The 265-nt window shown below is 44.2% G+C and carries 1 protein-coding gene; it reads left to right on the plus strand.

What is annotated here, in order from left to right; genetic code table 11:
- On the plus strand, positions 1-265 hold a 265-nt coding region (locus tag AAEY80_RS14595; protein ID WP_502945563.1), incomplete at both ends, for an HD domain-containing protein.

Raw genomic sequence — 265 nt, forward strand, 5'->3', positions numbered from 1 at the left:
ATTCAGACCCACATACAGGTGTAGAAAAATACCGTCAGATGATTGCTGAATGGTATCGCCGTGGTCATGCTAAAAACTCAAATGCAGTAGTTTTAGATCCTTTTGAAAAGCTCGGTATTAGCTCTCCTCGCACTGAACTCCTTCCCAAGCGTATCTATCGTTATCTTGGTCAAATATGCTGGGCGCATGGGCTTGGTTTTGACGATTATGTGATGAAAACATTACCCTTCCGTCAAACAGGCATGGGCACAGAAAACTGCCATCC

It is taken from the genome of Psychrobacter sp. 78a-MNA-CIBAN-0178, assembly GCF_040309625.1.
In the GTDB taxonomy this organism is placed as follows: domain Bacteria; phylum Pseudomonadota; class Gammaproteobacteria; order Pseudomonadales; family Moraxellaceae; genus Psychrobacter; species Psychrobacter okhotskensis.